The 26,041-nt window shown below is 53.8% G+C and carries 28 protein-coding genes and 1 pseudogene; 12 read left to right on the top strand and 17 right to left on the bottom strand.

Annotated elements, in window-relative coordinates:
- Nucleotides 1-6 precede the first annotated feature (6 nt).
- The 10 genes and pseudogenes from nikC to fabL all read right to left on the bottom strand — a co-directional run bounded on the left by nikC (nt 7) and on the right by fabL (nt 8,659).
- Entirely contained in the window at nt 7-906 is a 900-nt protein-coding gene (gene nikC / locus GC56T2_RS02580; RefSeq protein ID WP_144972844.1) for a nickel transporter permease, read from the bottom strand.
- 14 nt (nt 907-920) lie between these two features.
- Nucleotides 921-1,925, bottom strand: a complete 1,005-nt coding sequence (locus GC56T2_RS02575) for an ABC transporter permease (protein WP_144972842.1) — start codon at nt 1,923-1,925, stop codon at nt 921-923.
- Nucleotides 1,926-1,995: 70 nt separating this feature from the next.
- Complete coding sequence (locus GC56T2_RS02570; protein ID WP_144972841.1) at nt 1,996-3,600, bottom strand: ABC transporter substrate-binding protein; 1,605 nt, start codon at nt 3,598-3,600, stop codon at nt 1,996-1,998.
- A complete protein-coding gene (locus GC56T2_RS02565; protein ID WP_144972839.1) occupies nt 3,597-4,619 on the bottom strand; it encodes an ABC transporter ATP-binding protein in 1,023 nt (340 codons plus the stop codon). The genes GC56T2_RS02570 and GC56T2_RS02565 overlap by 4 nt, the downstream gene beginning before the upstream one ends.
- Complete coding sequence (locus GC56T2_RS02560) at nt 4,585-5,610, bottom strand: ABC transporter ATP-binding protein (protein WP_255515997.1); 1,026 nt, start codon at nt 5,608-5,610, stop codon at nt 4,585-4,587. The genes GC56T2_RS02565 and GC56T2_RS02560 overlap by 35 nt, the downstream gene beginning before the upstream one ends.
- 292 nt (nt 5,611-5,902) lie before the next feature.
- Nucleotides 5,903-6,227: pseudogene (locus GC56T2_RS02555) on the bottom strand (P-loop NTPase family protein); the annotation flags it as partial.
- 88 nt (nt 6,228-6,315) lie between these two features.
- Nucleotides 6,316-6,849 carry a nucleoside tri-diphosphate phosphatase gene (gene ntdP, locus GC56T2_RS02550; protein WP_033844543.1) on the bottom strand — a complete coding sequence of 178 codons (534 nt, stop codon included), beginning with the start codon at nt 6,847-6,849 and terminating at the stop codon, nt 6,316-6,318.
- A gap of 374 nt (nt 6,850-7,223) precedes the next feature.
- The gene (locus GC56T2_RS02545; protein WP_172706238.1) at nt 7,224-7,430 is read right to left on the bottom strand and encodes a YgaB family protein; all 207 of its coding nucleotides are present in this window, start codon (nt 7,428-7,430) and stop codon (nt 7,224-7,226) included.
- A 229-nt stretch (nt 7,431-7,659) separates the two neighbouring features.
- Nucleotides 7,660-7,851 carry a gamma-type small acid-soluble spore protein gene (locus tag GC56T2_RS02540; protein ID WP_144972833.1) on the bottom strand — a complete coding sequence of 64 codons (192 nt, stop codon included), beginning with the start codon at nt 7,849-7,851 and terminating at the stop codon, nt 7,660-7,662.
- A 58-nt stretch (nt 7,852-7,909) separates the two neighbouring features.
- Nucleotides 7,910-8,659, bottom strand: a complete 750-nt coding sequence (gene fabL / locus GC56T2_RS02535; RefSeq protein WP_144972831.1) for an enoyl-[acyl-carrier-protein] reductase FabL — start codon at nt 8,657-8,659, stop codon at nt 7,910-7,912.
- Nucleotides 8,660-8,719: 60 nt separating this feature from the next.
- Between fabL and GC56T2_RS02530 the strand changes: the two genes are divergently transcribed.
- The gene (locus tag GC56T2_RS02530) at nt 8,720-8,944 is read left to right on the top strand and encodes a hypothetical protein (RefSeq protein WP_031405621.1); all 225 of its coding nucleotides are present in this window, start codon (nt 8,720-8,722) and stop codon (nt 8,942-8,944) included.
- Here the strand turns inward: GC56T2_RS02530 and mutY are convergent.
- The 4 genes from mutY to GC56T2_RS02510 all read right to left on the bottom strand — a co-directional run bounded on the left by mutY (nt 8,941) and on the right by GC56T2_RS02510 (nt 12,823).
- Nucleotides 8,941-10,041, bottom strand: coding sequence for an A/G-specific adenine glycosylase (gene mutY / locus GC56T2_RS02525; RefSeq protein WP_144972829.1), 1,101 nt, complete (start codon nt 10,039-10,041; stop codon nt 8,941-8,943). The two genes, GC56T2_RS02530 and mutY, sit on opposite strands and share 4 nt — an antisense overlap.
- Nucleotides 10,042-10,144: 103 nt before the next feature.
- Nucleotides 10,145-11,410 (bottom strand): L-lactate MFS transporter, encoded by a 1,266-nt coding sequence (locus GC56T2_RS02520; protein ID WP_144972827.1) that lies wholly within the window; start codon nt 11,408-11,410, stop codon nt 10,145-10,147.
- 16 nt (nt 11,411-11,426) lie between these two features.
- Nucleotides 11,427-12,218, bottom strand: coding sequence for a formate dehydrogenase accessory sulfurtransferase FdhD (gene fdhD, locus GC56T2_RS02515; protein ID WP_144972825.1), 792 nt, complete (start codon nt 12,216-12,218; stop codon nt 11,427-11,429).
- 257 nt (nt 12,219-12,475) lie between these two features.
- Nucleotides 12,476-12,823, bottom strand: coding sequence for a Na-translocating system protein MpsC family protein (locus GC56T2_RS02510; protein ID WP_025949114.1), 348 nt, complete (start codon nt 12,821-12,823; stop codon nt 12,476-12,478).
- A gap of 261 nt (nt 12,824-13,084) precedes the next feature.
- Between GC56T2_RS02510 and fdhF the strand changes: the two genes are divergently transcribed.
- The 5 genes from fdhF to GC56T2_RS02490 all read left to right on the top strand — a co-directional run bounded on the left by fdhF (nt 13,085) and on the right by GC56T2_RS02490 (nt 17,427).
- Nucleotides 13,085-16,048 (top strand): formate dehydrogenase subunit alpha, encoded by a 2,964-nt coding sequence (gene fdhF / locus GC56T2_RS02505; RefSeq protein WP_144972823.1) that lies wholly within the window; start codon nt 13,085-13,087, stop codon nt 16,046-16,048.
- Nucleotides 16,041-16,529 carry a helical membrane plugin domain-containing protein gene (locus GC56T2_RS02500; RefSeq protein ID WP_144972821.1) on the top strand — a complete coding sequence of 163 codons (489 nt, stop codon included), beginning with the start codon at nt 16,041-16,043 and terminating at the stop codon, nt 16,527-16,529. Before fdhF ends, GC56T2_RS02500 begins: the two co-directional genes overlap by 8 nt.
- Nucleotides 16,530-16,720: 191 nt before the next feature.
- Nucleotides 16,721-16,861, top strand: coding sequence for a hypothetical protein (locus tag GC56T2_RS17705; RefSeq protein WP_172706239.1), 141 nt, complete (start codon nt 16,721-16,723; stop codon nt 16,859-16,861).
- A 174-nt stretch (nt 16,862-17,035) separates the two neighbouring features.
- Nucleotides 17,036-17,197 (top strand): small, acid-soluble spore protein K, encoded by a 162-nt coding sequence (locus GC56T2_RS02495; protein ID WP_033018877.1) that lies wholly within the window; start codon nt 17,036-17,038, stop codon nt 17,195-17,197.
- 68 nt (nt 17,198-17,265) lie between these two features.
- Nucleotides 17,266-17,427 (top strand): YpzG family protein, encoded by a 162-nt coding sequence (locus tag GC56T2_RS02490; protein ID WP_081897256.1) that lies wholly within the window; start codon nt 17,266-17,268, stop codon nt 17,425-17,427.
- A 41-nt stretch (nt 17,428-17,468) separates the two neighbouring features.
- Here GC56T2_RS02490 and GC56T2_RS02485 read toward each other — a convergent pair whose 3' ends face one another.
- Both GC56T2_RS02485 and recX read right to left on the bottom strand, forming a co-directional pair.
- Nucleotides 17,469-17,810, bottom strand: a complete 342-nt coding sequence (locus tag GC56T2_RS02485) for a YfhH family protein (protein ID WP_144972819.1) — start codon at nt 17,808-17,810, stop codon at nt 17,469-17,471.
- 431 nt (nt 17,811-18,241) lie between these two features.
- A complete protein-coding gene (recX, locus tag GC56T2_RS02480) occupies nt 18,242-19,042 on the bottom strand; it encodes a recombination regulator RecX (RefSeq protein WP_144972817.1) in 801 nt (266 codons plus the stop codon).
- A gap of 104 nt (nt 19,043-19,146) precedes the next feature.
- On the opposite strand from recX, the gene GC56T2_RS02475 reads away from it, so the two are divergent.
- The 4 genes from GC56T2_RS02475 to GC56T2_RS02460 all read left to right on the top strand — a co-directional run bounded on the left by GC56T2_RS02475 (nt 19,147) and on the right by GC56T2_RS02460 (nt 21,563).
- The gene (locus tag GC56T2_RS02475; protein ID WP_144972815.1) at nt 19,147-20,064 is read left to right on the top strand and encodes a TIGR01777 family oxidoreductase; all 918 of its coding nucleotides are present in this window, start codon (nt 19,147-19,149) and stop codon (nt 20,062-20,064) included.
- 241 nt (nt 20,065-20,305) lie between these two features.
- Nucleotides 20,306-20,860 carry a GNAT family N-acetyltransferase gene (locus GC56T2_RS02470; RefSeq protein WP_144972813.1) on the top strand — a complete coding sequence of 185 codons (555 nt, stop codon included), beginning with the start codon at nt 20,306-20,308 and terminating at the stop codon, nt 20,858-20,860.
- A gap of 125 nt (nt 20,861-20,985) precedes the next feature.
- A complete protein-coding gene (locus GC56T2_RS02465; RefSeq protein ID WP_081897257.1) occupies nt 20,986-21,114 on the top strand; it encodes a YfhE family protein in 129 nt (42 codons plus the stop codon).
- 263 nt (nt 21,115-21,377) lie between these two features.
- On the top strand, nt 21,378-21,563 hold the full coding sequence (locus tag GC56T2_RS02460; RefSeq protein WP_033018872.1) for a YfhD family protein: 186 nt from the start codon (nt 21,378-21,380) through the stop codon (nt 21,561-21,563).
- A gap of 47 nt (nt 21,564-21,610) precedes the next feature.
- On the opposite strand, the gene GC56T2_RS02455 is transcribed toward GC56T2_RS02460, so the two are convergent.
- Nucleotides 21,611-22,441 carry a glycosyltransferase family 8 protein gene (locus GC56T2_RS02455; RefSeq protein ID WP_144972811.1) on the bottom strand — a complete coding sequence of 277 codons (831 nt, stop codon included), beginning with the start codon at nt 22,439-22,441 and terminating at the stop codon, nt 21,611-21,613.
- 1,113 nt (nt 22,442-23,554) lie between these two features.
- Between GC56T2_RS02455 and GC56T2_RS02450 the strand changes: the two genes are divergently transcribed.
- Together GC56T2_RS02450 and GC56T2_RS02445 are read left to right on the top strand one after the other, a co-directional pair.
- A complete protein-coding gene (locus GC56T2_RS02450) occupies nt 23,555-24,790 on the top strand; it encodes a CaiB/BaiF CoA transferase family protein (protein WP_144972809.1) in 1,236 nt (411 codons plus the stop codon).
- On the top strand, nt 24,777-25,976 hold the full coding sequence (locus tag GC56T2_RS02445; protein WP_144972807.1) for an acyl-CoA dehydrogenase family protein: 1,200 nt from the start codon (nt 24,777-24,779) through the stop codon (nt 25,974-25,976). The genes GC56T2_RS02450 and GC56T2_RS02445 overlap by 14 nt, the downstream gene beginning before the upstream one ends.
- Nucleotides 25,977-26,041: the final 65 nt, after the last annotated feature.

Below are 26,041 nucleotides of genomic sequence, written 5' to 3'. Positions count from 1 at the left end.
CCTGCTTCAGTTTTTCATCCGTGGGTCAAGCGCATCGCGCAGCCCATCCCCCATTAAGTTAAACCCTAGTACGGTCAACATAATGGCCAACCCGGGAAAAATCATCGTCCACGGCGCCTGCGTCAAAAACTCTTTCGCATCGGACAACATCTTTCCCCATTCCGGGGTAGGCGGCTGCGCCCCTAAGCCTAAAAAACCAAGCGCGGCCGCTTCAATGATGGCGGTCGCAATCGCCAACGTCCCTTGGACGATGATCGGCGCGAGGCTGTTAGGCAAAATGTGATGGATTAAAATGCGCCAATCGCTCATGCCGATCGCTTTCGCTGCCGTAATGTATTCCTCCTGCTTAATGCTTAACACACGGGACCGGATCAAACGACCAAAGTTCGGCACGTTAATGACCGCAATCGCGATGAGGGCGTTTTGCAGGGAAGGACCAAGCACCGCGACGATGCCGATCGCCAACAAAATGCTCGGAAACGCCAACAAAATATCAAACAAGCGTGAAATGATGCCATCGATCCACCGGCCGTAATAACCGGCGATAATGCCGAGCAGCGAGCCAACGATGACGGAGCCAAGCACGGAAAAAAAACCGACCCATAACGAAATGCGAGCCCCATATACAATGCGCGAGAAAATGTCACGTCCAAAGTCATCGGTACCGAACCAATGCTCGCTTGAAGGCGGCTGCAGCCGCTCGGCCAACTGTTGGTCTTTATAATCATATGGCGCCAACCACGGCGCCAAGATGGCGACAAGGATAAAAAAGAAAACGATCCCAGCACCAACCAAAGCGATTTTATTTTTTCGAAACCGCCGCCACGCTTCTTTCCATAAAGAAACGGATTCCATCTCCCCCATTGCCGTCGGCGGTGTTGCCGGTGTGCGCGCTAGTTCAGCCATAGGCGCTCTCCCCTTTAATTGTACTTAATACGCGGATCAATGATCGCATAAAGCAAATCCACGATTAAATTAATGAAAATAAAAATGGTGGCAATGATCAAAATCCCCGATTGAATCACCGGATAATCGCGGTACCCGATCGCATCATAAATATAGCGTCCGATGCCGGGCCAGCTGAAAATCGTTTCCGTCAAAATCGCTCCGCCAAGCAGCAGCCCTGTTTGCAGCCCGATCACCGTCAATACGGGAATAATCGCGTTTTTCAACGAATGTTTGTACACAACCCAAAACATGCTTAACCCTTTCGCGCGGGCAGTGCGAATGTAGTCGGATTTCATCACTTCCAACATGCTCGAACGCGTCATGCGGGCGATAATCGCCATCGGGATCGTCGCTAGAGCCATGCTCGGCAAGACGAGATGTTGAACAACTTGCCAAAACTGCTCGGTATTCCCTGATAGAAGTGTATCGATCAAATACAGATGGGTGATCGGCTCAATCGGGTTGCGCACATCTTCCCGTCCTGCTGTCGGAAACCAATCGAGCTGGATGGAAAACAGCCATTGCTCCATTAAGCCAAGCCAAAAGATCGGCATCGACACCCCAATCAGCGCCAATACCATCGCCATATAATCAAACCATGAATTTTGAAACCAAGCACTGATAATGCCGGCGTTTACGCCGATGATCACGGCAATGAGCATCGCCGCCAGCGACAGTTCGATCGTCGCTGCTAAATACGGCCAGATTTCCTTTGCGATAGGCGCTCCCGTACGGATCGATTCCCCTAGGTCCCCCCGCAGCAAGCCGCCGATATATTTGACATACTGCACATACCAAGGCTCATCCAACCCGAGTTTATGGGTCAAAGCGGCGACAGCCTCTTTCGTCGCTTTTTGCCCTAAAATGACTTGCGCCGGATTGCCTGGAATGGCTCGGATCATCAAGAAGACAAGCAGCGACATTCCGAATAAAACAGGGATGATCATCAGCATCCTTTTCAACACATACGACAGCACCTGACTCTCCCTCCCTCAACATGCGGCAAGCAAAGAGGGGAAGACGCGCTCCTTCCCCTCTCTCAGTCGCTTATCGAAATTCGACTTTCGTAAACTTATCCGAACCGGTCGGGTGCGGAGTAAAGCCTTGAATATTCGCCTTGCCGGCCAACAGCGGAGTCGAATGGACGAGCGGAATCCATGGCGCTTCCTCTTTAATGATCTCTTGCGCTTTTTTATACAGTTCGTTCCGTTTGTTTTCATCGCTCACCGTTTGCGCTTCGACCAAAATTTTATGCAGCTCATCGTTCGAGAAATAGGTGTAGTTGTTGCTGCCAATGCTGTCTTTGTCAAGGAGCGCATATAAGAAGTTATCCGCATCGCCGTTGTCGCCCGTCCAGCCAAGCAGGAACGTGTCCGCTTCTCCTTTGGCGAGTTTGTCTAAATAAGTCGCCCATTCATACGTCACGATTTTCGCTTTGACGCCGATTTTGGCAAAATTCGCTTGAATGGCCTCGGCGATTTTTTGCCCATCCGGCATATACGGACGCGGCACCGGCATCGCCCACAGTTCGATTTCGAAGCCATTCGGATAACCCGCTTTCGCCAGCAGCTCTTTCGCTTTATTCAAATCAAACGGATAGTCTTGAATCGCATCGTTGTAACCCGGGATGCTCGGCGGCATCGGATTTTTCGCCGGTTCCGCTTGGCCGGCGTAAAACGCATCGATGATCGCTTTCTTGTCAACCGCGTAGTTTAACGCTTGGCGAACCAGCTTGTTTTTCAGCGGCCCTCTTGTCGCCGTCAGCCCGACATAGGCGACGTTCATCGACGGACGCTTGAAAATTTGAAACTCTTTGTTTCCTTCCACCTGTTTTAAGTCCGTCGGATTCAAGTCTTCCATGATGTCGATCTCGCCTTTTAAGAGCGCATTGAGGCGCGCCGAGTTGTCTGGAATGGACACGAAGATGAGCCGGTTCAGCTTCGGATAGCCTTTTTCCCAATAGTCTTTATTTTTCTCCAGCACGATCCGTTCGTTCCGCTTCCACTCTTTAAAGACGAACGGGCCGGTCCCGACTGGGTGTTCACCAAACTTGTCACCATATTTTTTCACCGCTTCTGGGCTGGCAATGGCAAACGGGGTCATGGCAAGATTTTTCAAAAACGGCGCTTGCGGGCGTTTCAGTACAAATTGCACCGTGTACTTGTCGAGCGCCTTCACTTCTTTAATCACATGGCTGTCATCCTGCTTGTAGCCGCCAAACATCGATCCGTAATACGGAAACTTGTCGGCGTTGCCGTTGGCCCACCGTTCGAAGTTAAAGACGACGGCATCGGCGTTAAATTCGGTCCCGTCATGAAACTTGACACCTTGGCGCAGCTTAAACGTATACGTCAGACCATCTCCAGAAATCGTCCATTCCGTCGCCAACGCCGGTTTGACGGACGTATCATTGTCATTGTAGTCCAGCAGCGTATCAAAAATATTTTTCGTCACTTTCAGCGACTCCCCGTCCGTCACGGTCGCTGGATCGAGCGATACCGAATCACCGCCGCGCCCGTACACGAGTGTATCTTGAGTCGACGGTTTGTCACTGCCACCCCCTGCGGTTTGCTTCGACTTGCCACAACCGGCAAGAACAAGCGTCACAGCCAGCATCATGACAAGCCAGGTTAACCATGGTTTTTTCCTCATCGCGCTTCCCCCTTCTGCTCAATTGGTCTATCATCACGCCACCCGCCAGCTGACTCATACAAGTGGCAGGCAACGTAATGTCCGTCCGTCACTTCTCGCCATTCCGGACGCCGCTCGCGGCAAATGTCCATACAGAATGCGCAGCGCGTATGGAAGGCGCATCCTTGTGGTGGATTTGCCGGGTTTGGCAAATCACCGGAAAGCAATGGCCGTTCTCTTTTATGATCAGGATCTGGAATCGGCACCGCGGACAAAAGCGCCTGTGTATAGGGATGCTTCGGCGATTCGTATAACGACTCGCTGTCCGCCAGTTCAACCATACGGCCCAAATACATAACGCCGACCCGGTCGCTGATATGGCGAACGACCCCTAAATCATGGGCGATGAAAATGTATGTAAGGCCAAACTGCCTTTGCAAATCTTCAAGTAAATTGAGCACTTGCGCCTGAATGGAGACATCAAGCGCTGACACCGGTTCATCGGCGATGATCAGTTTCGGATGGGTCATCAGCGCCCGCGCGATGCCGATGCGCTGGCGCTGGCCGCCGCTGAACTGATGCGGATAGCGCTTAGCATGATACGAACCGAGCCCGACCACCTCAAGCATCTCCCGCACCCGCCGCTTCCGCTCTTCTTTCGATCCCATGCCGTGGACAATGAGCGGTTCTTCCAAAATCTTCTCGACCGTATGGCGCGGATTGAGCGAGGCGAACGGATCTTGAAAAATCATTTGCATATCGCGCCGCAGCCGGCGCAGCTCCGCTTTTGATAAAGCGGTTACATGTTTCCCTTCAAATACGATCGAACCGTCCGTCGGCTCAATGAGCCGCAGCAGCATTCGCCCCGTTGTCGACTTACCGCAGCCGGACTCACCGACAATGCCGAGCGTCTCGCCGCGGTACACGGTGAATGTCACATCATCGACCGCTTTGACCGTCCCCACTTGTTTTCCAAAAACGCCCCCAGTGATCGGAAAGTATTTTTTAAGCCCTTTCGCTTCGAGCAGCGGTTCGCGCATCGGCTAGCCCTCCCTTCTCTACCGCCAAAAAGCAACGGGCGCGATGGCCTTGTTCCCCCGTTTCGTACAATAGCGGATCTTCTTGGCGACAGCGGTCAACTGCCCATTCGCACCGGTCAGCAAATCGGCAGCCGCCACGAACGGTTCCCGGTTTTGGAACGTGTCCGGGAATGGAATACAGACGTTCCTTTTTTCTGCGAATGTCCGGAATGGAACGGATCAATCCGACGGTATACGGATGCTGCGGATGACGGAAAATATCGCGCACGCTTCCTTCTTCCACGATTTGGCCAGCGTACATGACGATTACGCGGTCGCATAGTTCGGCAACCACGCCCAAATCATGGGTGATCATCATGATCGCCGTGCCGAACGCCCGGTTTAATTCTTTCATCAGCGCTAAAATTTGCGCCTGAATCGTCACATCAAGCGCCGTCGTCGGCTCATCGGCGATCAAAAGCGCCGGCCGGCACGCCATCGCCATGGCGATCATCACCCGCTGGCGCATGCCGCCCGACAGCTCGTGCGGATACGCGTCCAATAGCTGTTCAGCCCGCGGCAATCCGACGAGCTGAAGCATCTCCGCCGCCCGCACTCGCGCCTCTTTTTTCGTCATTTTGGTATGTAAGCAAATCGCTTCAACCAATTGATTGCCTATGGTAAACAATGGATTTAGGGAGGTCATCGGCTCTTGGAAAATCATCGCGATCTCGTTGCCGCGGATTTGCTTCATCCGCCGCTCGGACGCTTCCACTAGATTCTCCCCTTTAAACAAAATCTCGCCGCCGACCACCTTGCCGATTCCTTTTGGCAACAGCCCCATAATCGACAAGGATGTGACGCTTTTTCCACAGCCCGATTCGCCAACGATGCCGAGCACCTCGCCTGCTCGCACAGCAAAATCCACTCCGTCGACAGCTGGAATCTCGCCTTCATCGGTAAAAAAAGATGTCCGCAGCCCACGAACGTCCAGCAAAACCTCTCCTTCCACCAGCCTCACCTCCTCGCCGTCCCATGCCAACAAACGTTTCCCTCTGAACAAAATTATGCCATGTCTCATCCAATAAAACAATATAATATTTCAAAAAATTAAAATCATCGAAACAATAAAAAAGCAGCTTTGTCCAGAAGGATGACGGCGAGCGAACCCCTTAGTATAAGGGCCGTACAGATCAATGGAGCATCAGCAAAGCTGCTCGGTCTTCGTTGTTGTGCCTCCTCCGCTGCAACACCATGCTCTTCGGGACAAACCTGCTTCTTCAAAAATATTATTTTGTCTATCATCACAAATGCTGAACCGTAAACAGCTGGTCATAACTCCCCCGCTTCGCCATACGTTCTTCATGCGTGCCACTTTCAACGATTTGCCCGTTTTCGATGTACAAAATGCGGTCGACATGGATGATCGTCGACAAACGATGGGCGACGATCAACGTCGTACGGTTTTCCGCCAAACGCTCAACCGCTTCTTGAGTATGTTGCTCATGTTGTCAATCAAGGGCGGACGTCGCCTCATCAAAAATCAAAATCGGCAGGCTTTTCAAAAACACGAGGGCGGGCCATCCGCTGCGTTTGGCCGCCAAACAGCTTGACACCGCAACTGCCAATAACAACGAATGCTGTCCATGGCGATTCCCCCCGAAAAGCAGAAAAAACCTGCCAGCGGTGCCGAACAGGCTTTTTTCGTGCCGCTATGTTATCTTTGATACGCTTGGAACGTTCCGTACCACTTGTCGATAAACTCGGGGGCAAACGGCCCTTTCCGCTCTTGAATCCAACCAATGAGCTTATGAACGTTGTTTTTTAAAATGCGATCGATCACTTCCGGATAGTTCATTTCACGACGGTGACGCTCGTACTCGTCTTCGTCAAGCAGCATATACGTCATGTCTGGAAACACCTTAATATCCAAGTCGTAATCAATATATTTCAGCGCCTCCTCGTCCCAGACGAACGGCGAGCTCAAATTGCAGTAATAATACACGCCGTCTTCGCGGATCATCGCAATAATGTTAAACCAGTGCTTGGCGTGAAAAAAACAAATCGCCGGCTCGCGCGTCACCCACGTCCGGCCGTCCGCCTCCATGACGAGCGTTTTGTCGTTGGCGCCGATCACATATGACGGCGTTCCTTTGAGCACAACGGTTTCCTGCCAAATGCGATGAATCGTCCCATTATGTTTATAACTATGGATTTGAATGATTTTCCCTTCTCGAGGGTGCGTTGGCATCATTCTTCCCTACTTTCCAATGGGAGCTTTTTCTTTCACCTATTATACCTTGTTTCCTGCGCAAATGGAAAGAAAGCGAGCCCGCTCGCCGCGCCGAAGCGGCCAAACGAGCGGTGGGAAACAGCCATCTCGCCTCATGAAACGCCTAGGGGGGCTGGCGATTTAAGGGACAAGCCGTTTATCAAGCCCGCTTCTCAAATAGAAAAGCCCTGTCGCATCAAGATCGTCTTTCAAACGTTCCCCCATTGCTCAAGAGAAACAACCATTTACTCGTGGATACGGCTTTGCCATCCCTTTTCTCAATTAGAAAAACCTTGTTACATCGGTCCTGCTTTTCGCTCATTCTCCCATTGATGAAAGGAATCAGCGGTTTTTCACCAGCCATCTAGAGAAAGCTGGGCGAAAAAGAGGCGCCGAATGTCTTCCACCTGCTGTCTCATCCGCCGAACCTCCTCGCGAAGAGCAGCGGTCGGCGCTTCGTGCTCAAGCTCTTCCAACTGGCGGGCGATCTCCTCACAACGTTGCATTTCATGCCATAAAAACAGCGCGTCATCCTCTGCGTCCGTCCATGCGTACCCCATGTTCTCTCCCCTCCCGTTAACCATGCGTTTTTCTTATCAGTTCGCGGTTCGATGGAAAAATCCCTTGCACGAATTTTGCGCAACGGTGACTGCTTTTGTCGACAAAAAAGCAGAGGCATGCCGCCCCTGCTTTTTTCGTCTCTCCTCGTTCGGCCAGTTCTTGCTCCCGCTTCCGCAGCACCCGCTGCCATCGCTTAGGGGCAAGCCCCAGCCGTCGGTGATGACTCGTTTATCGGTTGACGTTTTGCGCTTTGCGGGCTTCCGCTTGCGCGTTTTGTTGTTTGACGTGTTGCACGTCCGTCTCAGCCGCAAACTCGGTGCCGAATTGGCCAGCTTGAGCAGCTTGAGCCGATTGTGCGTTTTGTTGTTTTACTTCTTGAATGTTCGTGCCAGCTGCTGTTTTATTTTGTTGTTTAGCCATTGTTCTCACCTCCACATCCCTTACTGTGCCCCGGAGGTGATCGTTCTATCCGCTGTCGTTACAACAGTAAAGATCTTCCACCGTCGACAATGATCGTCTGCCCCCGGATCATCTCAGCGGCATCGGACAATAAAAACATTACGGCATTGACGAGATCTTCCGGTTTGACGGGGCGGCCGGCCGGCGTGTTCGCCACGGCGTCAGCGAGGAGCTCATCGCGATTCGGGAAATGCTTCAGCGCATCGGTATCGATCGCTCCGCCGGAAACGGCGTTCACGGCGATGTTTTTCGGTGCCAGCTCGACCGCCAAGTAGCGGGTCAGCGCTTCAAGCGCCGCTTTCGAGACGCCGACTGCCGTATAGTTTTCCAAATAGCGGATCGACCCGAGCGAGCTGATGCTGACAATTTTCCCGCCGCCGACTTGCTCCATTCTTTTAGCCGCTTCCTGCGCGCAAAACAACAGCGCTTTGCTGTTGATGTTCATCGTCCAGTTCCAATGTGTTTCTTCCAATTCCATCGCCGGACGCAACACGCCGGAGGCGGCGTTGTTCACGAGCACGTCGACCCGCCCAAACGCCTCATCGACTTGGGCGAACATGGCGCGAATTTTCTCAACGTCGCCAACGTTCGCTTTCACGACAAGCGCTTTTCTCCCGAGCGCTTCAATTTCACGCGCCGTTTCTTCGGCGGCGGTTTTGCTGCGGGCGTAGTTGACGACAATATCGTATCCTTCCTTGGCCAACCGCAAGGCGATCGCTTTGCCGATACCGCGGCTGCTGCCGGTGACGACTGCTACTTTTCCGCTCATGTTTTTCCTCTCCTTTACGTATAATATAGCCGAATTCCGCAAACAAAGGAGGCGCTGCCTATGTATGTCGGCCGGGACATGACCGAGCTGGCGATGATTCCGAAAACGGAATGGACCGATGACGAACTTGCTTATTTTCATCATTCATTCCAACAAATCGCTCCGTATTTAAACGTCGAAGGGCAGACGATTCACCGCGAAATCATCGAAGAAATCGAAGCGCGCGGCGGCCTTGGGCGCCGTGAAGCAACGTATACACACGGCACGATGCCGGTGCCGGATTAATCGGGGCGGCGCATTTGGCCCGCCCATTTTTTGTATTCGCGCCAAACGCGCTGCTGGGACACCGGAAAAGCGTGCGCTTCGAGCTCATCTTCAGACACAAGCCGAAGCGGCTCTTTGACGGACTGGCTGCTGATCAGGCGGCCGGGAAAGACCGTCAACTTCCAGACTAAATGGGAAAACGCATGCTCCAACGAAGCGATCGCTTCTGTCAGCTCCGCTTGCAAGCCGTATTGTTCCCCAACCATTTGCTCAAGCGTCTTTTTTCCATCTGCACCGGCCGTTTCGCAGCTCGGAAATTCCCATAAATTCGCAAGCAAGCCGGAGCTGTCGCGCTTGCGGATGAGCACGCGGCCTTCCTCATCGGCTAGCACCGCCACCGCGAGCGGCACTTGTTTGACCGCTGTTTTTTTCGTTTTTACCGGCAGCTCTTCCGCTACCCCTTCGGCAAACGCCCGGCAATAGGTTTGCACCGGGCATAGCAGGCACGACGGGCGGCGCGGCGTGCAAACAAGGGCGCCAAGCTCGATCAACGCCTCATTGAATGCCCCCGGATGTTCGTACGCCATGATTTCGCGGATCATTTGTTCAAACCGTTTTCTCGTTGATGTTTTCGCAATGTCATCTGTCACGAGAAACAGACGCGACAAGACGCGCATCACGTTGCCGTCAACCGCTGGCTCCGGCACGCCGTAGGCGAGGCTCAGCACCGCCCCGACCGTATACGGGCCGACTCCTTTCAGCTTGGAAAATTCATCGGGATCGTCCGGCACTTTGCCGCCGTACCGCTCTTTGACTTCTTTCACCGCCGCGTGCAGATTGCGCACGCGCGAGTAATAGCCGAGCCCTTCCCACGCCTTCAGCACCTCGTCCTCCTCAGCGTCAGCGAGCGCCTCCAGCGTCGGGAACCGCTCGATAAACTGTTCAAAATACGGAATAACCGTCTCGACGCGCGTCTGCTGCAGCATCACCTCCGACACCCATACTTTATATGGGTCGCGGTCTTTCCGCCACGGCAAGTCGCGGCGCTCGCGGGCGAACCAGTCAAGCAAAGCGCGCTGAAACGCGCGCGCTGGAAATCGCTCTGTTTCCTTTGTCATGCAATGTTTCCCCCATGATGCCTATAATCGATATCCACTTTATTATAGCAAAAAACCCCCGGCGTCGCTTGCCGCACGCCGCGGGAGCAAAAGGACATCGTTCTCAACTTTCCTTGGCCGCCGAAACATAGGCGATTTGTTCATGTTGGGCGCGCAATCGGCGAATATCGATGCGCACGAGCAGCGAGATGATGAAAGCGATGACAAACAATCCGCCAAAAAAGGCCAAGCTTCCTTCGTACGAACCGGTCGTGTCTTTAATATACGCGGCAAACATCGGTCCGACGAGGCCAGCCGCGGCCCAAGCGGTCAAAATATAACCATGGATGGCACCGAGCTGCTTTGTTCCAAACAAATCGCCGATGTACGCCGGAATACAGGCAAATCCGCCGCCGTAGCACGTATACACAATCGTCAGCATCACCACAAACAACCATTTGATGGACACGTTCGGCAACAGGAAGAAAATCAAAATTTGCAAAACGAAAAACGCCGTATACGTATTGGGACGGCCGATATAATCCGAAGCCGACGCCCAGCCGATGCGTCCCAACCCGTTAAACACTCCGATGGCGCCGACTAATGCCGCCGCGGCGGCTTGGCTGATGCCGATGCTTTCCACTGCCAGCGGTTTCGCCACCGCCAAAACAGCAATGCCGCATGTCACATTGATAAACAACATCAACCATAAATACCAAAACCGTCTTGTTTTCACCGCCTCATTGGCCGTAAGCTGCGCCAAATCTAGCGAAGGTTTCGCTTTTCCGGCTTTCACTTTTTCCTGAAATCCCTCCGGCAGCCAGCCTTCTGGCGGTTTTTCTAAATAAAGCGATGAGAGCACCATAATGACAAAGTATGTAACCCCCAAAATAAAAAACGTGTTCTGAACGCCTACGGATGCAATCAAGCTGTTCATGACGGGACTCGCGATGGCCGCCGCGAACCCGAACCCCATGATCGCCAGCCCCGTAGCCAACCCGCGCCGGTCCGGAAACCATTTGACAAGCGTCGACACAGGCGCAATATACCCGACGCCAAGACCGATCCCGCCTAAAACGCCGTAAAACAGATACAGAAGATACTTAGAACCGAGCGCCACCGCCAATCCAGAACCAGTCACCCCGAGGCCAAAGAAAATAGCAGCCAATAGTCCCGATTTGCGCGGTCCGTGTTTTTCCACAAAATGGCCGAGGAACGCAGCCGACAAGCCTAAAAACAAAATCGCGATGCTAAACGTGAGCGCTACTTCTTGGTCCGACCAACCAAACAATTGTTTTAGCGGGTTGGTAAAATTGCTCCATGCATACACCGACCCAATCGAAAGATGAATGCCAACGGCCGACAGCGCAATGAGCCAACGGTTTTTCATCGCCTCTTTTCCCCTTTCATCCACTGATAATCCGATTCTCATGCGTATACACGTTAAACGCTTGTCCGCGCAAAAAGCCGACCACGGTGATGCCGAGCTCGTCGGCGAGATCCAAAGCGAGCGTCGTCGGCGCCGACTTCGAGAGCAAGACGCTCACGCCCATTTTCGCCGCTTTTAAAAGCACTTCCGACGAGACGCGGCCGCTGAATACAATCAGCTTGTCTTTCATCGCCACTTGATGGCGCAGGCAATAGCCGTACAACTTATCAAGCGCATTATGACGCCCGATGTCGGAACGGACGACGACCATCCCATTCGGTGTAGCGAGCGCGGCATTGTGCAGCCCCCCGGTCGCCGCAAAGTCCGTCGACTGATCGTGCAGCGCTTCCATGAGGCGAATGCAGTCATCCGCTTTCACGGTAATGCCGCCGACAATCGTTTTCGCCGTTTTCATATCGTTGTAAAAATAAAACTGGCGGCTTTTTCCGCAGCACGAGCCGATGAACCGCTTCGCATAAAACTGTTTGGCCGGCAGTCCCCCTGCGGCGAGCTCGACGTACGCAAACCCCCGCTTGCCATCGATCGTCATCGCTTTGATGTCGCTATACGTCCGAATGACTCCTTCCGCGGCTAAAAATCCACTCACCAGTTCATCGAGATGCGCGGGCGTGCAAACGATCGTCGCAAACTCCTCGCCGTTGACCATTATGGTCAACGGAAACTCGAGCGCGATCTCGTCCTCTTCCTCAACCAAGCGGCCGTTCCGGTATTTCACAATCGGCCGCCGCTTCGCCGCAAATCCGCTCACCCTTGCCATCCCCCCTTTCCACCAAAATAAAACCGCCGCCTTCCGGACAAAGGCACTGTTTGCCTCTGTCAGCGAAAAGCGGCGGTAGTTTGCGCCCAGCGCTTCTGCAGCGAAACCAACGCACATCCGTTTCGAAACTTGCCAACCAACCGAACAGCCGCGGCTAGCCGGCCAAGCTTCTTTTGGTTTTACCTTGTTTACACTCATAAGCATACCATGAACAGCGGGGAAAGACAACCGTTTTGTTCACAAATTTGTCACAATTCAATCGGTTTTTCAAACACGAACACGGACACGGCCATATCTTCTTCCACTTTAATGTCGCTGAACAAATAAAGCAGCTTCGAACCGACGAGCTCTTCCATGCCGTCCGGCACATGCTGAGCGTACACGTCTTGAATCATTTTCGTTCTCGCCGCGTGCACCATCTCCCGGCCTTCCGGGGTGCGGGCGATAAATTTTTCCGTCGGCGTTAAATTTCCGTGCAAAATCGTAATCGCCAAGTTGTCGACAAAATACGTTTTAATCCGTTCCGGCCCTTTGCCAAACAGCTGTTTGCGCACTTTGCGCACAATGTCGTTGAAAGCGGCTTCTTTTTTGGACATTTTTCTTCCCCCTTTCCGAAAGCCGCCAGAAAAAGTTCCGGCCCATCCGTTGTGTTCTTCGTTTTGCCGTACTATAATAAACTATAGCAAATGTATACATAGTGGAAAAATCATAAGGCAAGGTCATGACCTTGTGATTTTTCTACGAAGTCGCCAAAACGATGGATTGGTTGTTTAGTATCGCCATGCTAAAGAACTACTCCACCACGATGAAGCACGCATCGTTGGTGGAGTTTTATTTTTGAAAAAGGGGGAGCGAGAATGGAACCATCCATGGTGACATTGACCATCAACGGGCGCACGTATCGCGCCAAACAAGGGATGACCGTTTTGGACGTCGCCAATGAACACGGCATTGGGCATCCGCAAGTTTGTTACACGCCGGAGCTTGGCGCCATTCAAACGTGCGACACATGCATTGCCGAGATCAACGGCACGCTTCTTCGCGCCTGTTCGACGCCGGTTGCGGACGGCATGGTCGTCGAACTCGGCTCGCCGCGGGCAAAGGCCGCGCAAAAAGAAGCGATGGACCGCCTGTTGGAGAACCATCTCCTCTACTGTACGGTGTGCGACAACAACAACGGCAACTGCAAGCTGCACAACACAGCGGAAATGATGCAAATCGAACATCAAACGTATCCGTACCGGCCGAAAGTCGACCCATCCGAGGTGGACATGTCGCATCCGTTCTACCGCTACGACCCGAACCAATGCATCGCCTGCGGGCAGTGTGTGGAGGCTTGCCAAAACTTGCAAGTAAACGAAACGCTCTCAATTGACTGGGAAGCGGAACGGCCGCGCGTCGTTTGGGATGGCGGCGTGCCGATCAACGAATCGTCATGCGTCAGCTGCGGGCATTGCGTCACCGTCTGCCCGTGCAACGCCTTAATGGAAAAATCGATGCTTGGCGAAGCGGGCTTTCTCACCGGCTTGGACAAAGACGTCCTCAACCCAATGATCGATTTTGTCAAAGAAGTCGAGCCAAACTATACGAGCATTTTCGCCATTTCTGAAATTGAGGCGGCGATGCGCGAACAGCGGATCAAAAAGACGAAAACGGTTTGCACGTTCTGCGGCGTCGGCTGTTCGTTTGAAGTGTGGACGAAAGGGCGCAAGATTTTAAAAATCCAGCCGGTTTCCGAAGCGCCGGTCAACGCGATTTCCACATGCGTCAAAGGAAAATTCGGCTGGGATTTTGTCAACAGCGAAGAGCGCCTGACGAAGCCGCTCATCCGTAAAGGCGACGTGTTCGTCGAGTCGACATGGGATGAAGCGCTCGACTTGGTCGCAGAAAAGCTTGGCGCCATTAAACAACAATACGGCGGCAATGCCATTGGCTTCATTTCCTCATCGAAAATTTCCAACGAGGAAAACTATTTAATGCAAAAGTTGGCGCGGCAAGTGTTTGAAACGAACAACGTTGACAACTGTTCGCGCTATTGCCAATCGCCGGCGACGGATGGCTTGTTCCGCACAGTCGGCATGGGCGGCGACTCCGGCACGATTCATGACATCGCTTCCGCCGGCTTGGTCATCATCATCGGCGCCAACCCTGCCGAGGGGCATCCGGTAATTGCGACCCGCGTCAAACGGGCGCATAAGCTGTTCGGCCAAAAACTGATCGTCGCTGACTTGCGCCGCAATGAAATGGCCGAGCGGGCCGATTTGTTCATCCGTCCGAAACAAGGCACCGACCAAGTGTGGCTGATGGCGGTAACGAAATACATCATCGACCAAGGCTGGCACGATGAAGCGTTCATTCGCGAACGCGTCCATTTCTTTGATGAATTTAGGCAACTGCTTGAAAACTATACGCTTGACTATGCCGAACAAGTCACCGGCGTCGCCAAAGCCGATCTCATCCGCATCGCTGAAATGATTCACGAAGCGGACGGCACGTGCGTCCTTTGGGGCATGGGCGTGACGCAAAACACGGGCGGCAGCGACACATCGGCAGCGATTTCCAACTTGCTGCTTACAACCGGCAACTACGGCCGTCCGGGGGCAGGCGCGTTCCCATTGCGCGGCCATAACAACGTCCAAGGCGCCTGCGACATGGGCTCGCTTCCTGCCTGGCTGCCTGGCTACCAACATGTCACTGATGATGAGGCGCGGGCGAAGTTTGAAAAAGCGTACGGCGTCCGCATCGATACGAAACCGGGGCTTGACAACATCCAAATGCTTGAAGCGGCCGAGCGCGGCGAGCTGAAAGCGATGTATATCGTCGGCGAAGATATGGCGCTTGTTGACTGCAACGCCAACCACGTGCAAGAGACGTTGGCGAAGCTCGACTTTGTCGTCGTTCAAGACATTTTCTTGTCCAAAACGGCGCAATTTGCCGATGTCATCTTGCCGGCTGCGCCAAGTTTGGAAAAAGAAGGAACATTCACAAACACCGAGCGCCGCATCCAACGGTTTTACCAAGCGCTCGAGCCGCTTGGCGACTCCAAGCCAGACTGGTGGATCATTCAAGAAATTGCCAAACGACTTGGCGCCGACTGGAATTACGCTGGTCCGAAAGAAATCATGGACGAAATCGCCAGCCTCGCCCCGCTCTATTCGCAGGCGCATTACGACCGGCTCGAGGGCTGGAACAGCTTATGTTGGGGCAGCTATGACGGCGCGGATACCCCGCTTTTGTACAAAGAGCGGTTCAACTTCCCGGACGGCAAAGCCCGCTTTGCGCTGGCTGATTGGGTCGAACCGGTGCAATACCCGGAAGAATACGATTTGCTCGTCAACAACGGCCGGCTGCTGGAACACTTCCATGAAGGGAATTTAACGTATAAATCCAAAGGCATCGAGCACAAATTCCCGGAAGTGTTCGTCGAAGTGTCGCCGGAACTCGCCAACGAGCGCGGCATTGAGGACGGGGCGCTCGTCCGGCTCATCTCGCCGTACGGCCGCGTCAACGTGCGCGTGCTTGTCACTGATCGGGTCAGAGGCAATGAGCTGTTCTTGCCGATGCACTCCACCGCCAATGAAAGCGCCATTAATATGTTGACCGGTCCGCAGACCGACCATCGCACGAACACGCCGGCCTACAAACAAGCGCGCGTGCGCATGGAAGTGATCGAACGATCCGGCAGGACGCCGCTGCCGCGCACAAACCCGCGCTTTAAACAGCGTCATCCGCAAAACGGGGTGGAAGTTGAACGGAAATGGCGGCGCCGCGATTACGTGCCGCTCACCGAGGAAACCAAGGGGGTGAAAATCGGTGGCTAAACCGATTACCACCATTCAGAAGCGTCAACTGACCGAGGAAGAAAAACGGGCCGAAGCTTTGGCCAAACTGAAAGCGGCGGTCGGCGACAGCGAAGAGGCGGTCCGCGAGCTCTTGACGTTGATCGAGCAGCTTCACGAAAGCGGCTTGCTCGAAGCGGCCAACGCCTTATTGAAAGCGCGGGAAGACGTAGCCAAAATCGTCGTTGGCCAGCTCAATCAAAAACCGGTGACAACGATGATCAACCATCTGTTCTCCATCGCTGGTTTGGCCGCTTCTCTCGACCCGGAAAAGACAGCCAAACTGCTCGGACAGCTTGCCGCTGGCGTGATGGACGCGTACGAACAGACAGAGGCGGAGACGAAAAAAATCGGACTGCTTGACTTGTTGCGAGCGCTCAACGATCCAGACACGAACCGGGCAATCCGGTTTGGCCTGTCCGCGCTGAAAGCCATCGGCCAACAGCTTGGAAGCAAGGAGTAACGTCCATTCCATCAAGCGCGGCAAAAAAGGCCGGCCCGAAACGGCAGATCTCCCGTTCGGGCATCGGCCTTTTTCGTTGGCCAAAGCGCTCCTCGGCAGCCAAACCAAACGCATGAAACGATTTCGCCGGCATCGGCAGCCTGTTTCTCGGCGCCCATCCCGGCTACACCTTCCTCGCCGTTTACGGACTCATGGTCATCTACTACGGGTTCCGCTTCCGCCAACAGGCGAAGGTCAAAGAACTCGTCCGCGCCGCGGTGAATGGTGCCACTGACATCATTACCGTGCCAACGTGGCGGCGCAAAAAACTGGAGTTGGCCCCCAACAACTGATGGAGGCCGTTCGGACGGTCGCCGGATCGCCATTAGAACAAATGATCGTATTCCCCTAACAACTGATGGGTGGCCGTCCAGTCATTTTCACACATAAGCGCCGCACAGCCTCCCATACTAAAAATACCGTGTTGGCCACCCAACACGGGCACGCCATAAAGGAGGGAATGTGCCGTGCGGAATAAAGAGCGCCATTTCCCAAACCAAAACAACAACAAGCTCGAAGGCGAGCCGCGCGCCAAAGCCGAATATGCATCGAAGCGGGCTGACGGCACAACCAACACCCACCCGCAGGAACGGATGCGCGCCTCGGGAGAGCGAAGCGACTTTTTCTAACAGCCACACCGGGGCACGGTGCGGCCCACCGCCCTCCCCGGCACATTCCGGCAGCGAGGTGAACAGCCATGGGTCGCCATCGGCACAAACCGTTTTACGATCACCTTTACTCCAATCCGTTCCAACAGCCGTGGGCCAATCCGAAACATGCCCACTCGCAAGTCAACGGGGAAACGCAACAAACGCTCGACCTCATCATTTTGGAGCGGCAGACGCGCAAGCAGTCCTAGCCAAAAGGGGCGGTTCCGTTTCATGCGGACGCCCCTTTTTCCTAGTTCTCCTCTCTCACCGGTCGGCGCAAAAGCGAAATCGGGAGCGCCTCCTCTTCACCGGTTCCTTTCAATCGCCATCCCCAAGCAAACACCCCTTTTAAATAACGCACTTTGAAATACTCGCCGGGCGCCCCTTCGATTTCGTAAATCTCGCCCGGGCGAAAATCAGCCGGATTGAGCATATACGCTCTTGCCATGGCGATTTTCCGCTCATAGACGGCATATTCGTTCACCATGCCCATTTGCTCCGCCTTGCGCGCCTTTTCGGCCAGCACGGCGATTTCTTGTTGCAATTCTTCTTTCGTCATTTCGCTGTACCGCTTGGCTCCTTCGTTTATCATTCGGAAGTTCCCCCTTTCTTTTTGCCCTTGCAGCCTGCGAAATCGCGTTGCCGGTGAAGGCTGGTGATTGGCTTGCGCAACCGCTTCTCGGCATCGGCTCTCAAGGAGAAAAAACTGGCTCCTCACCACAACATGTACTTGACAGACGGTTCACTTCTCTTAACAAGTGTATGCAAAACATGATTCGTTTCCGATTCTTTCTTGGTTGCATAAGTAAGGTACGTGACGAAAAAATCAAGTACAACTTTTGGTGAAGAGCCAAAAAACTTGCTGCATCAGCCTCGATGTTCACGCGTTCCATCATCGATCAAGGCAAACGGCGTTTTTTCACCCACCTTGATGGTCGGTCGGATGAACCCGGACGGCTTCGCGACGCGATGGCTACGCCCCGGCGCCCCGGACGTTCGATCGATCGCCGGCGGTGACTAACGTCAGCCATCGCGAGATCGCAGCCATTCGTCGATGAGAGGGAGGGAAAACCCTTTGCGATACAGGGCTTGGCGCATTTTTTGCTCGTACAGCGGGCGCGGGTGCTGCGCATAGCGGCGGTGCGCTTTTTCTGCTTGAACGACAAGCGCCTCCCACTCCTGCTCGTCCGTTTGCCCACTCCCTTCCTCCAGCACTGCCGCAATCACTTCATGAGGAAATCCTTTGCGCCCAAGCTGCTGTCGAATCCGCTCGGAAAACGCGCGGGCCGATTCAGCCCGGCGCTGTCGTTTGGCCTTTTCGAAAAGAGCGCGGGCGCCATGCAGTTGTTCCTCCCACGAATACTCGGCCAAACTTTGCTCGATCAAACTAGTCGGTACACCAAGCCGCTCCAATTCGGCGCGAATGAGCAGCGGCCCTTTCGCCGCCTTTTTCTGCGTGCATACATAAGCCCGCGCAAACGCCTCGTCATCCACATACCGCTCGGCGCGAAGCTTTTTGAGCACCTGCTCCGCCACCGCATCGGCAACGCCCTTTTTGCGCAAATGGCGAATGATTTCCTGCTCGGAGCGCATCCGGCGCGCCAAAAAGTACAACGCTTGCTGATACGCCTTTTTTACGCCATCGGCAGCGATGATCTCACGCAAAAGCGCCTCATCGACCGCCATCCCTTTTTTCAGCCGGAATTGGAGCAACACATCTTGATCGACCGTCAGCTTGAGCGGCGGCTCTTCGGCACGGTCAATGACAAGCCAAAACCGTTCCCCGTTTCCCTTCGTGGGCGCGATTTCAATAATCGTCCCCATCCTGTCCATCTCTCCTCTCGTTTTATCGTATCACAAAAAGGAATTGGCGCGCACAGCACGAACATAGTAAATAAAGAAATCGTTTGGCGAAAGGAGAGACCGCTATGCGCATCGCCATCAACGGCGGAACCGGACTGATCGGCCGGGCGCTTGCCCGCCATTTTTCCGCACAAGGGCATGACGTTTATATTTTTACCCGCTCCCCCCGTCCTTCGGAAGGCCGCCTTCATTATCTTTCCTTGGACGATGACAAAAGGCCGGACACGATCGATGTGGCCGTCAATTTAGCCGGTGAACCGCTCAACCGGAAACGTTGGACCGCCAAACAAAAAGAGCGGATTGTCGCCAGCCGCTTGCAGGCAACCGACGCGATGGCCCGATATATCGCTTCCCTCCCCCGCCATCCGAACGTGTTCATCAACGCGAGCGCCATCGGCATTTACGGGACATCGGACACCGCAACATTTACGGAACAAACGAACGAGTATGGACAAGATTTTCTCGCCAAAACGGTTCAAGCGTGGGAGGCAGCGGCCCGTCCGATCGAACAGCTCGGCATCCGCACGGTCTATGCCCGTTTGGGCGTCGTGCTGGCCCGACATGGCGGCGCCTTGCCGATGATGGTCAAACCGTATCGGCTGTTCGTCGGCGGCCCGATCGGCAGCGGCCGGCAATGGCTGTCATGGATTCACCTTGACGACGTCGTCCGCGCCGTTTCTTATCTCATCAAACACGAAACGCTATCCGGCCCGATCAACTTCACGGCGCCCCATCCGGTCTCGATGAATGAGTTTGGGCGCACCGTCTCCCGTTTGCTGCGCCGCCCGCATTGGCTTCCGGTCCCCGAGGCAGCGCTCCGCCTTCTCCTTGGCGAAATGAGCATGCTCGTGACAGAAGGGCAACGCGTCATTCCGGAAAAACTGCTGCAAGCTGGATTTCGCTTTTCGTTTCCAACGTTGGAAGATTGTCTCGCTGATTTGCTGTTACAACAAGACCGACAAAAAATATCCAAACAAAATTAACAAAAAAGCCATTCTCTTTTTCACACAGATCGTGTATGATAAAAGGGACTTGAAGGCAGTTTCCGTTCATAACCGCATACGGACAAGAAAAAGGGAAGGCAAATGGTGCGCCACCAGCGCTCGCGCTGGTTCTAGTGGGTTCGATTCCCACCCCGAAATTTTTTTCATGAACGTTCGATAAAAAATTTCGAGGGTGGGTTCCTGCTGGGAGGCTGCCCTCGTCTCGAAGGAGGGATTGGCCATGTTGAAAAAACGCGAGCTGCAAGACTGCCATGCGCTGTACGAGCTGATGGTGCACCCGGACGTCTTCCCTTTCGTGCGCCAGAAAGCTCGCTCGTACGAAGAGTTTTTGTTTATGACCAAACAGCTCATCGAGGCGGAAGAACGCGGCGAACTGATTTCGCGCACGATTTTGGACGAATGGGGCAACCCGATCGGCACGATCAGTTTGTTTGACATCGAGAATGGCGCCGGCTTTTTAGGCACGTGGCTCGGCAAACCGTATCATGGGCTCGGCTACAATCGCCGCGCGAAAGAAGCGTTTTTCCATGAACTGTTTTATGAGCTGTCGATGGAAACGGTGTTTTTGCGCATCCGCAAAGCTAACGTCCGTTCGATCAAAGCGGCTGAAAAACTGCCGTACGTCACGCCCGCCAACGAAACGCGGCGGCCGCTGCTTGAACAAATCGGCGCGGACGTGTACGATTTGTATGAAATTACGAAAGACAACTACACGCTCTATACGATGCGCCATCCCTCCTTCGCCGCCGAAGAGGGGAAACGAAAGGAAGCGTAGGCGCGCCGATCGGAGCAGTCAAACAAGGATGTCCGTCCGGACATTCTTTTTTTATGCATAAAAACGGAAGAATTCGTCCAAAATGAAAATCAACAAACGATCGATGAAAAGCGAGGGAACAAGCGATGGCGGAAAAACGAAAACGCGAAAAAGCGAAACATACGCTAACAAGCGCGCAAGAAGTCAGCTATGCCCGCGATTTCAAACTGGCGGACCAAGCGGGCGGCTATACAGCGAAAAAAGCTCGCCACTAAAAAGCCGTCCTTAGCTTTGACGATTCAGCCCGCACTGAGAAGGCTGGTGAAAAACGGCTGATCCCCTTCATCAATGGGAGAATGCGCGGAAAAAGGACCGATACAACGAGGTTTTTCTAATTGAGAACTAACGTTGTAAAAGCATATCCACGATGAAATCAACAGCCTCTTAGATAGGATTACCATTTATACCTTTGCCCCGTTCAAGCCATCCTAATCGATGAATCGTACGATTCACATCTTTCAGCAAGGGGGCATGGGGAATGGGCCGTTCTCGCGGACAACGAACGCGCGACAAAAACAAAGCGACTTTGCCGCAAGTGCCAAAACAGCTGAAATCTGACGGCATTGACGTGGACTATTCGCAAGAGTTTGCTGACCATGAAGATCTCGAAGCGCAAGCGCGCGCGGCGGCCGCTGGCATCCGCCGCCAAGAGCGCAAACGGTAACAACGAAGGTGTCCCGCCGCAACGGGACACCTTTTTCTCCCCATTCCTTACACTGTCGCTTCGCCCTCGAGCTCCAGCACTTGGCTGTACCGCTTGTAAAACCGTCCGAGCTCCCCTTTATAATGGTCTTTCCACGGTTTTTCTTTCCCGCAATAATGGATAAAAACGGTGTTTTCCTCAATCCAAGCTAAATCGTGTTTCGGGTTGGGCAACAACTGCAAAAAATCGTAATAACGCGCATCATAATTGTAACGATAGCCGTCGACCGGCTTAATTTTGTCCCAATACAGCCCGTTCACTACATCCTGATCGGGCAGGACGAGCTTAAAGCGGTGATCGCGGATAAATTGATAAATGTCGGCAAGATGAACGTGCGTGCGCATCAACTTCACGTTCATCATCATCACGCCCGTATTGAAATACCCCTTGGCGTTCGGCGTTTTCAGCCGCAGCTTATTGAATAAATTCGCCACTTTTGTCGAATGGGTGTGTTCAGCAGCAATGAATAAGTTCCCTTCAAAGTCCATCTCGTACAGCTCATCGATCGGATTGATCGCCACAATATCCGGATCAAGGTATAAGACGCGTTCAACATGCGGAGGCAAAAATAAATGGGCTGCCAATCGGTAGTACATCTCGACCGTGTAGTGGCGGAACACGGGCGCATCACAAAACAGTTGCGGGTCAACATAGATCGGCACAAGCTTATGCCCTTGTCTGCGAACGAATTCACCGAGCGCTTCTAGGTCTTGTTCGGCAATGCGTGAATAAAGCAAGTAAAACGTAAACGGGCGCTGATTGTTGCAAAACAACGAATGCATCAACACCTTTAGCGGTGGAAGGTAATTGGCGTCTGTCGTCACTAACACATGAAACATCGACCCATCACTTCCTTTGCAGCATCGATTCCCCTTCCTTACCAAGTATATTCGCGTTTTTCTCGCGGTTGCCTTCAATTGTCCCAGACGCTTCACTTCTTTTCCCTTGAGCGCCTCGAAAGCCCGATGGTCGGGAAAGCGCGGGCGCTCGGTTCGTTCAAAAGGAAGACGACACCGCCCAGCTTGTCTCACCGAAACGGTTACGCTTTTAGGATAGAAGAAATTTTTTTCCCTTTCAAGAAAAGAGCCAAACGGCGCTTGCGCCCTTTCCTCCTGTCTCCGATCACAACGCTTTCCCGCTTCTTCTAGAGGGGCGGTGAAAAACCGCTGTTACACACGAATCGGCGACATTTTCATTCAGAAAAGAAAGCTCATTCTGCTAGGTTTCTCTAATTGAGAAACAGATGGAATCAGCAGTATTTTGCACGAAATCACCAGCCTTCTAGGGCATGTAGCGGGCGAGTCCCGCCATGAACCAACACCCGTAACGGAGACGCAAAAACCGCCTTGGTCCCGCCTAACCTTTGAGCAAACGCCGCCCGGTCCTTTTTCTATCTGAATATTTACAATTGACAAACGAAAATTTATAATAAAAATAACTAGCCGTCTCCTGCCGGCACAGCCGCCTGTGCAGATCAGACGGCGCAGACGATCCGTTTTTCGCCGCGGGCTGCCCCCATCGGCAGCACCGATCGCTCTCTGACCTAGGAGGACGGTGATTTAAGGGGAAATACTGCTGTCCAACATTGTTTATCAAATTGAAAAACCTTGCAACACCATCATTTTATTCCTTGTAATTTCCGACAAGTCGAACGAAGCTGGTGATTTTCACCAGCCTCCTAGGAGGACGGTGAAAAACCGCCAGTTCCCCTCATCAATCGGGAACGCTCGAAAAACCGGACCGATGCAACAAGGTTTTTCTAGTTGAGAAATGAGATGGCAAATAGGGATCTAGGATTAAATCACCAGCCTCCTAGACCGATTCGCAAAGAACTGTGCGGCCTGACGCCACCCTATGCCGGGGTGTCTTCTCAGTCCGTTCCAGCCGGTTCCTATCCAAACGACTGCATAGGAACCGGCTTTTTCCATGAACGCGGAAGGGAGGGAAATGCCATGCCAGGAGCGCTAGATGGCGTGCGCGTGCTCGACTTGTCACGCGTCTTGGCCGGTCCGTATGCGACGATGATTCTAGGCGATTTAGGCGCCGATGTCATCAAAGTCGAAGCGCCAGGCGGCTCGGATGACACCCGGTTTTGGGGACCGCCGTTTCAAAACGGCATGAGCGCCTACTACACGGCGATCAACCGGAATAAGCGAAGCATGACGGTTGATTTAAAATCGGAAAAAGGCCGGGAAGCGATTCGCCGCCTCGCTGGGGGAGCCGATGTTCTCATTCACAATTTCAAAACCGGAACGATGGAACGGTGGGGGCTCGGCTATGACGACTTATCGCGCCTCAACCCGCGTCTCATTTATTGTTCCATCACTGGATTTGGCGAGACCGGCCCGCTCGCCGCATTGGCCGGCTATGACTACATCATTCAAGCGATGAGCGGGTGGATGAGCATTAACGGCACCGAGGAAACCGGCCCGCTCAAAGTCGGGGTCGCCGTCACGGACGTGTTCACCGGCTTGTACGCCGCCATCGCGATCGAAGGAGCGCTGTTCGCTAGAGAAAAAACGGGACGCGGACAAAAAATTGATCTGGCGCTATTCGACTGCGCGGTCAGCGCGCTCGTGAACGTTGCCGCCAACTATTTATTGTCCGGCGCGGTTCCGAAGCCGCTTGGCAATGAACATCCTAACATCGCCCCTTACTCTACTTATGAGGCCAGCGACGGGCCGATCGTCATCGCCGTCGGCAACGATCGGCAATTTCAAGCGCTCTGTTCGCTTTTGTCCGACCGCGCTCTCGGGAGCGACCCGCGCTTTCAGACGAACGCCGGCCGCGTCGCCCATCGCGACGAGCTCAATCGGCGGCTGAACTCCGAAATCAAGCAACGACCGCGAGCCGAATGGCAGCGGCTGCTCGCCGAAAAAGGCATTCCGTGCGGGCCGGTGCAGACGCTTGACGAACTGTTCAGCCATCCGCAAACCGCCGCCCGGGAAATGACGGTGGCGATGCATCACCCGCTCATCGGTTCCTTGAAGCTGGTCGCCAGCCCGTTGAAACTTTCTGACACGCCGGTGTCGTACCGGCTCCCTCCGCCCCTTCCCGGCGAGCATAACGACGAAGCCGCCAAGGCGTGGGAAAAGCGGCCGGAATATGAAGGCGAAACAACCGCCGCAACTGATGATCGAATTCAAACCAATCGGACAGAAAGGGGATCCATCGATGATGAACTTTGATTTTACACCTGAACAAGACATGCTTCGGCAAACGGTGCGCAAATTCGTCGACCGCGAGATTATGCCGCATATTAAGGAATGGGATGAACGCGGCGAATTTGACCGCGCCATCTTCAAACGGCTTGCCGAACTGAACTTAATGGGCGTCTGCATTCCGGAAGAGTACGGCGGCATGGGCATGGATTACAACTCGCTCGCTATCGTCTGCGAAGAACTCGAACGCGGCGACACCGCCTTCCGCACCGCCGTCTCCGTCCACACGGGGCTGAACAGCTTAACTTTGCTGCAGTGGGGCACGGAAGAACAAAAGCGAAAATATCTTGTCCCGCAAGCGCGCGGGGAAAAAATTGGCGCCTTCGGACTCACCGAACCGAACGCCGGATCGGACGTCGCCTCCATCCAAACGACGGCCGTTCGCGACGGCGATGATTACATTTTAAACGGGCAAAAAACGTGGATTTCTCTCGCCGATATCGCAGATCATTTCCTCGTGTTTGCTTACACCGACAAAACTAAAAAACATCGCGGCATTTCCGCCTTCATTGTCGAGCGGACGATGCCGGGCTTTTCCTCGCGGCCGATCAAAGGGAAGCTCGGCATCCGTTCCGGCAACACGGGCGAACTGTTTTTTGACAACGTCCGCGTCCCGAAAGAAAACTTGCTCGGCGAGGAAGGCGAAGGATTCAAAATCGCCATGTCTGCGCTTGACAACGGCCGCTTCACCGTCGCCGCCGGCGCGGTTGGCCTTATTATGGCATGTCTTGAGGCGAGCGTGAAATACTGCCATGAGCGAAAAACATTCGGCAAAGAAATCGGCCGCCATCAGCTCGTTCAACAAATGATCGCCCGCATGGAAGCCGGGTTGCAAATCAGCCGCCTGCTCGTTTACAAAGTCGGCTTTCTCAAAAACGAAGGCCGGCGTTGCACGCGAGAAACCTCGCTCGCCAAATGGGTCGCCTGCGACTATGCCAATCAAGCGGCCGATGACGCCGTGCAAATCCACGGCGCCTACGGCTATTCGAACGAATACCCGGTCGAGCGCTACTTGCGCAACTCGAAAGCGCCGGTCATTTACGAAGGAACGCGGGAAATCCATACGATCATGCAGGCGGAATACGTGCTTGGCTACCGCCAAGACAAACCGCTGCGCAAAACGTTGCCGGCATGGCAGCCCGCTGAGAGCTGACCGGACGGTGCCCGCGCGCCCAAAAACGCGGCTGTTCTCCATCGGCGGACGGGGAACAGCCGCTT

Source organism: Geobacillus sp. C56-T2, from assembly GCF_007829715.1.
Classification (GTDB): Bacteria; Bacillota; Bacilli; order Bacillales; family Anoxybacillaceae; genus Geobacillus; species Geobacillus icigianus.
Note: the sequence above shows the minus strand (reverse complement) of the source record. Positions and strands in the feature narration are given on the sequence as shown.

What these genes read in the sequence shown, in the direction of transcription:
- nikC (WP_144972844.1), bottom strand. Translation starts at nt 906, where the DNA reads ATGGCTGAACTAGCGCGCACACCGGCAACACCGCCGACGGCAATGGGG.
- GC56T2_RS02570 (WP_144972841.1), bottom strand. Translation starts at nt 3,600, where the DNA reads ATGAGGAAAAAACCATGGTTAACCTGGCTTGTCATGATGCTGGCTGTG.
- GC56T2_RS02565 (WP_144972839.1), bottom strand. Translation starts at nt 4,619, where the DNA reads ATGCGCGAACCGCTGCTCGAAGCGAAAGGGCTTAAAAAATACTTTCCG.
- ntdP (WP_033844543.1), bottom strand. Translation starts at nt 6,849, where the DNA reads ATGCCAACGCACCCTCGAGAAGGGAAAATCATTCAAATCCATAGTTAT.
- GC56T2_RS02545 (WP_172706238.1), bottom strand. Translation starts at nt 7,430, where the DNA reads ATGGGGTACGCATGGACGGACGCAGAGGATGACGCGCTGTTTTTATGG.
- GC56T2_RS02540 (WP_144972833.1), bottom strand. Translation starts at nt 7,851, where the DNA reads ATGGCTAAACAACAAAATAAAACAGCAGCTGGCACGAACATTCAAGAA.
- fabL (WP_144972831.1), bottom strand. Translation starts at nt 8,659, where the DNA reads ATGAGCGGAAAAGTAGCAGTCGTCACCGGCAGCAGCCGCGGTATCGGC.
- GC56T2_RS02530 (WP_031405621.1), top strand. Translation starts at nt 8,720, where the DNA reads ATGTATGTCGGCCGGGACATGACCGAGCTGGCGATGATTCCGAAAACG.
- mutY (WP_144972829.1), bottom strand. Translation starts at nt 10,041, where the DNA reads ATGACAAAGGAAACAGAGCGATTTCCAGCGCGCGCGTTTCAGCGCGCT.
- GC56T2_RS02520 (WP_144972827.1), bottom strand. Translation starts at nt 11,410, where the DNA reads ATGAAAAACCGTTGGCTCATTGCGCTGTCGGCCGTTGGCATTCATCTT.
- GC56T2_RS02510 (WP_025949114.1), bottom strand. Translation starts at nt 12,823, where the DNA reads ATGTCCAAAAAAGAAGCCGCTTTCAACGACATTGTGCGCAAAGTGCGC.
- fdhF (WP_144972823.1), top strand. Translation starts at nt 13,085, where the DNA reads ATGGAACCATCCATGGTGACATTGACCATCAACGGGCGCACGTATCGC.
- GC56T2_RS17705 (WP_172706239.1), top strand. Translation starts at nt 16,721, where the DNA reads ATGGTCATCTACTACGGGTTCCGCTTCCGCCAACAGGCGAAGGTCAAA.
- GC56T2_RS02490 (WP_081897256.1), top strand. Translation starts at nt 17,266, where the DNA reads ATGGGTCGCCATCGGCACAAACCGTTTTACGATCACCTTTACTCCAAT.
- GC56T2_RS02485 (WP_144972819.1), bottom strand. Translation starts at nt 17,810, where the DNA reads ATGATAAACGAAGGAGCCAAGCGGTACAGCGAAATGACGAAAGAAGAA.
- recX (WP_144972817.1), bottom strand. Translation starts at nt 19,042, where the DNA reads ATGGGGACGATTATTGAAATCGCGCCCACGAAGGGAAACGGGGAACGG.
- GC56T2_RS02475 (WP_144972815.1), top strand. Translation starts at nt 19,147, where the DNA reads ATGCGCATCGCCATCAACGGCGGAACCGGACTGATCGGCCGGGCGCTT.
- GC56T2_RS02470 (WP_144972813.1), top strand. Translation starts at nt 20,306, where the DNA reads ATGTTGAAAAAACGCGAGCTGCAAGACTGCCATGCGCTGTACGAGCTG.
- GC56T2_RS02465 (WP_081897257.1), top strand. Translation starts at nt 20,986, where the DNA reads ATGGCGGAAAAACGAAAACGCGAAAAAGCGAAACATACGCTAACAAGC.
- GC56T2_RS02460 (WP_033018872.1), top strand. Translation starts at nt 21,378, where the DNA reads ATGGGCCGTTCTCGCGGACAACGAACGCGCGACAAAAACAAAGCGACT.
- GC56T2_RS02455 (WP_144972811.1), bottom strand. Translation starts at nt 22,441, where the DNA reads ATGTTTCATGTGTTAGTGACGACAGACGCCAATTACCTTCCACCGCTA.
- GC56T2_RS02450 (WP_144972809.1), top strand. Translation starts at nt 23,555, where the DNA reads ATGCCAGGAGCGCTAGATGGCGTGCGCGTGCTCGACTTGTCACGCGTC.
- GC56T2_RS02445 (WP_144972807.1), top strand. Translation starts at nt 24,777, where the DNA reads ATGATGAACTTTGATTTTACACCTGAACAAGACATGCTTCGGCAAACG.